Origin of the sequence: Mycobacterium sp., from assembly GCF_035653355.1 — a bacterium.
Classification (GTDB): domain Bacteria; phylum Actinomycetota; class Actinomycetes; order Mycobacteriales; family Mycobacteriaceae; genus Mycobacterium.
In genome coordinates, this window is sequence record NZ_DASRBZ010000357.1 from 1 (window position 1) to 3310 (window position 3310).

Consider the following 3310-nt stretch of genomic DNA (forward strand, 5'->3'; position numbering starts at 1 on the left):
CCTGGTGACGCGGGCATTTTCAGGGCGGTACGCGCGTGGGTTGGAAAACGACTTCACCCGCCTGCTCAACGACGTTGCGCCGCTGGGTTATCCAGAGGTCAACCATATGACGTCGCCGATCCGTAAGGCGGCTGCTGCCGCTGATGACCCACACGGGATAAACCTCTGGGCGGGAACGACTTTCGCTGCTGCCCGTCCGGGGCCAGCCGCGGAGATCGTCGCGGCACTCGGCGACGTGTGATCAGGCAAGCACGCTCGCCGGATCGGTGAATGCCAGATTCAGGTCGGCCGCAACCTGCGGGGACAACAGGGCACCATCATGTGTTGAAAGTCCTTTTGCCAGTGCGGGATCGGACCGGCATGCGGCTTGCCAGCCGTAGTCGGCGAGCTTGAGGACGTAGGGCATAGTCGCGTTGGTCAATGCAGACGTCGACGTCTTGGGCACCGAAGCCGGCATGTTCGTCACACAGTAGAACACCGTGTCATGCACAAGGAACGTCGGACTGTCGTGCGTGGTTGGCTGCGAGTCCTCGAAACAGCCACCCTGGTCGATGGCGATGTCTACCAACACTGCACCAGATTTCATCTGGGCCACAAGGGAATTCGATAGCAGTTTAGGTGCTTTGGCGCCTGGCACCAGGACTGCCCCGATCACCAGGTCGGCGCGCTTGACGAGGTCTTCGAGATCGTAGGCCGACGAGTATCGGGTGCGGACTTGGCCACCGAATGCAGCGTCGACCTTCCGCAATTTTTCGATGTTGATATCCAAAACCGTGACGTGGGCACCCATGCCGCTGCCGACTCGGGCGGCGTTGTAGCCGGCGGTGCCGCCACCGATCACCACGACGTCAGCGGGCTCGACACCGGGAACGCCACCCATCAACAGGCCGCGGCCGCTGTGGGTGCGCATCAAATGGTAAGCGCCGACTTGGGCGGAGAGCCGACCGGCGATCTCGCTCATCGGCGCCAACAGGGGGAGCTCGCCGTCGGCGGTTTGTACCGTCTCGTACGCGATCGACGTGGTTCCGGAGGCCAGCAGCGCTTCGGTGCACGACCGCGAGGCCGCCAGATGCAGGAACGTGAACAAGGTTTGCCCGCGCCGCATGCGGGCGTACTCGACGGTGGTGGGCTCCTTGACCTTGAGCACCAGGTCGGCAGCCGACCACACCTCCTCGGCGCTGCTCACCAGTTGCGCACCCGTTGCCTTGAAATCGGTATCGGCGATGGCCGAGCCCTCACCGGCGCCGGCCTGGACGAGGACTTCGTGGCCACGCCGCGTTAGTTCGGCGACGCCTGCGGGGGTGATGGCAACCCGAAATTCGTTGTTTTTGATCTCAGTCGGGATACCGACACGCATGGTCGCTCCTTGCCACAGCTCGGTGAAGAGGCCCTCCCTCAATTGTGAAGAAAGTTCGACAGCTCCGCTAATCTGGCTGTGGATAATTCTCTAGGCTTTCCGTATGCCTGAACCATTGACTGATCGAGCCCAAGCTGGCCGCGCAGCAGCGAAGGATCTTCGGCCCGTTGACCTCGACGACATGGACCGCAAAATCTTGAGTCTGTTGCACGCGGATGCCCGGATCACCAACAGTGCGCTCGCGGAGAAGTTGGGTATCGCCCCGTCGACCTGTCACGGCCGGGTTCGGCGTTTGCTGGAGCTGGGCGTGATTCTCGGGTTCTACACCGACGTGGACCCGATCGCGATCGGATTGCCGTTGCAGGCGATGATTGCGGTCAACCTGCAATCCAACGCCCGTGGGAAGATCCGCAGCTTCATCCAGCAGATCCGGCGCAAGCCGCAGGTAATGGATGTCTATTTTCTGGCCGGCCCCGATGATTTCATCCTGCACGTCGCAGCCCGCGACACCGAGGACCTGCGGTCGTTCGTGGTGGAGAACTTGAACGCCGACGCCGACGTCGCCGGTACGCAGACGTCATTGATCTTCGAGCATCTCCGCGGGGCCGCGCCGATCTAGAGGGAGGGTCTGAAATCGACCGCACCACCAGAATGGTCGTTAACATAGCGGCTATCGGTGGCCTCTACGGGAGAGAGTTCATGCTCAGCTTGCTCGAACGCGTGTTGAACTTTCACCTCACGATCGTCGAAGTTGCCTGTATCGCAGTGCTATTCGGCGTGCCCTATCTCGCGGTGGGAATCGTTTGGGCCAGCACTCACACCGCCCACTTGGAACAATTGCAGGGGCTGCATCTGATCGTGTCCCTACTCGGATCGATCGCGCTGTGGCCCGCAATGGTGTTCGGTGGCGTCTGTCTGACCTAATCGTCGAGGAATCCCTATGCCGCGGTCGCCGAACTACCCCGATCTCACCGGCCCTAGCCAGACGCCCCATCTGCTCGCCATGTTGCGTCGCCTGGTGAACTATCAAGTCAACATCGGCGCATTGCTCGAGATTGCGTTGCTCTGCGCGATCCCCTATCTGGCAGTCGGTGCGATCGTTGCCGGCGCGCACGGTGAGGGCCTGCGCCAAGTGCAGGTCGAGCAGGGGCATGACGCGTTGGTGACCTTCGTGGCGTCACTGATTTCGTGGCCGGTGTCGCTGTTCGCTCACTCCTGCACGACGTGATTGCGCGGCGGGCGCTGATCAGCCGGTGTCGCGTTCGTCATCGAAGAAGCGCTCGGGGTGGTGGTAGTTGTTGATTGTGGGTTGACCGTGGTCGAGGTGGGGTGGCGGAATCCATTGGGTTTGTCCGTTGGCGAGTTTGATTGTGCGCCAGCCTGTTTCGGCGAGGTTGTGGTCTGGTTGGCAGGCCAGGGTGAGTTTGTCGACGTTGGTGTGCCCGCCGCGCGCCCAGTCCTCGGTGTGGTGGACTTCGCACCAATAGCCGGGCACATCGCAGCCGGGAGCTGTGCAGCCGCGATCTTTGGCATACAACACCACCCGCTGATCCGGCGAGGCGATGCGTTTGGTGCGCCCTAGATATAGGGGGCGGTTGTCGTGGTCGTCGAAGACGGCCAGATAGTGGTATGCGTGGCGGGCCATGCGGATTAGGTCGCGCATCGGCAACAGCGATCCGCCGCCGGTGACGGCATGTCCGGCGCCGGCGGTCAGCTCCCTAAGCGTGGTGGACACGATCACCGTGACCGGCAATCCGTTGTGCATTCCCAGTTTGGGGTCGCCGAGCTGGCCGCGCACCAGCGCGTTGAGGGCGTCGTGTTGACGCTGGGCATGGCTGCGAACATCCTTGCTCGCTGCCTCGTCGCCGGGTTGGCCGCTGATGCAAGGGTTTTCGTCGTCGGGGTTGCACATGCCCGCGGCGGCGAACCGGGCCAGCCAGGCATCGAGATTGG

At 62.5% G+C, this 3310-nt stretch carries 6 protein-coding genes; 4 read left to right on the top strand and 2 right to left on the bottom strand.

Annotated elements, in window-relative coordinates; translation table 11 throughout:
- Positions 1 to 241: nitronate monooxygenase (locus VFA16_RS12495; RefSeq protein ID WP_324968114.1), on the top strand; the 241-nt coding region annotated here is incomplete at its 5' end.
- On the opposite strand, the gene ald is transcribed toward VFA16_RS12495, so the two are convergent.
- On the bottom strand, positions 242 to 1357 hold the full coding sequence (ald, locus tag VFA16_RS12500) for an alanine dehydrogenase (RefSeq protein ID WP_324968115.1): 1116 nt from the start codon (positions 1355 to 1357) through the stop codon (positions 242 to 244).
- Positions 1358 to 1460: 103 nt separating this feature from the next.
- Here ald and VFA16_RS12505 point away from each other — a divergent pair, with 103 nt between their 5' ends.
- The 3 genes from VFA16_RS12505 (at position 1461) to VFA16_RS12515 (ending at position 2585) form a co-directional block, all read left to right on the top strand.
- On the top strand, positions 1461 to 1976 hold the full coding sequence (locus VFA16_RS12505) for an Lrp/AsnC family transcriptional regulator (protein ID WP_324968116.1): 516 nt from the start codon (positions 1461 to 1463) through the stop codon (positions 1974 to 1976).
- An 80-nt stretch (positions 1977 to 2056) separates the two neighbouring features.
- Positions 2057 to 2281: a hypothetical protein gene (locus VFA16_RS12510; protein ID WP_324968117.1), complete on the top strand. Its 225-nt coding sequence runs from the start codon at positions 2057 to 2059 to the stop codon at positions 2279 to 2281.
- A 16-nt stretch (positions 2282 to 2297) separates the two neighbouring features.
- Positions 2298 to 2585, top strand: a complete 288-nt coding sequence (locus VFA16_RS12515; protein WP_324968118.1) for a hypothetical protein — start codon at positions 2298 to 2300, stop codon at positions 2583 to 2585.
- Between the two features lie 18 nt (positions 2586 to 2603).
- On the opposite strand, the gene VFA16_RS12520 is transcribed toward VFA16_RS12515, so the two are convergent.
- On the bottom strand, positions 2604 to 3310 hold a 707-nt coding region (locus VFA16_RS12520; protein ID WP_324968119.1), incomplete at its 5' end, for an HNH endonuclease signature motif containing protein.

Coding starts and splice junctions, on each gene's coding strand:
- ald (WP_324968115.1), bottom strand. CDS start 1,357: ATGCGTGTCGGTATCCCGACTGAGATCAAAAACAACGAATTTCGGGTT.
- VFA16_RS12505 (WP_324968116.1), top strand. CDS start 1,461: ATGCCTGAACCATTGACTGATCGAGCCCAAGCTGGCCGCGCAGCAGCG.
- VFA16_RS12510 (WP_324968117.1), top strand. CDS start 2,057: ATGCTCAGCTTGCTCGAACGCGTGTTGAACTTTCACCTCACGATCGTC.
- VFA16_RS12515 (WP_324968118.1), top strand. CDS start 2,298: ATGCCGCGGTCGCCGAACTACCCCGATCTCACCGGCCCTAGCCAGACG.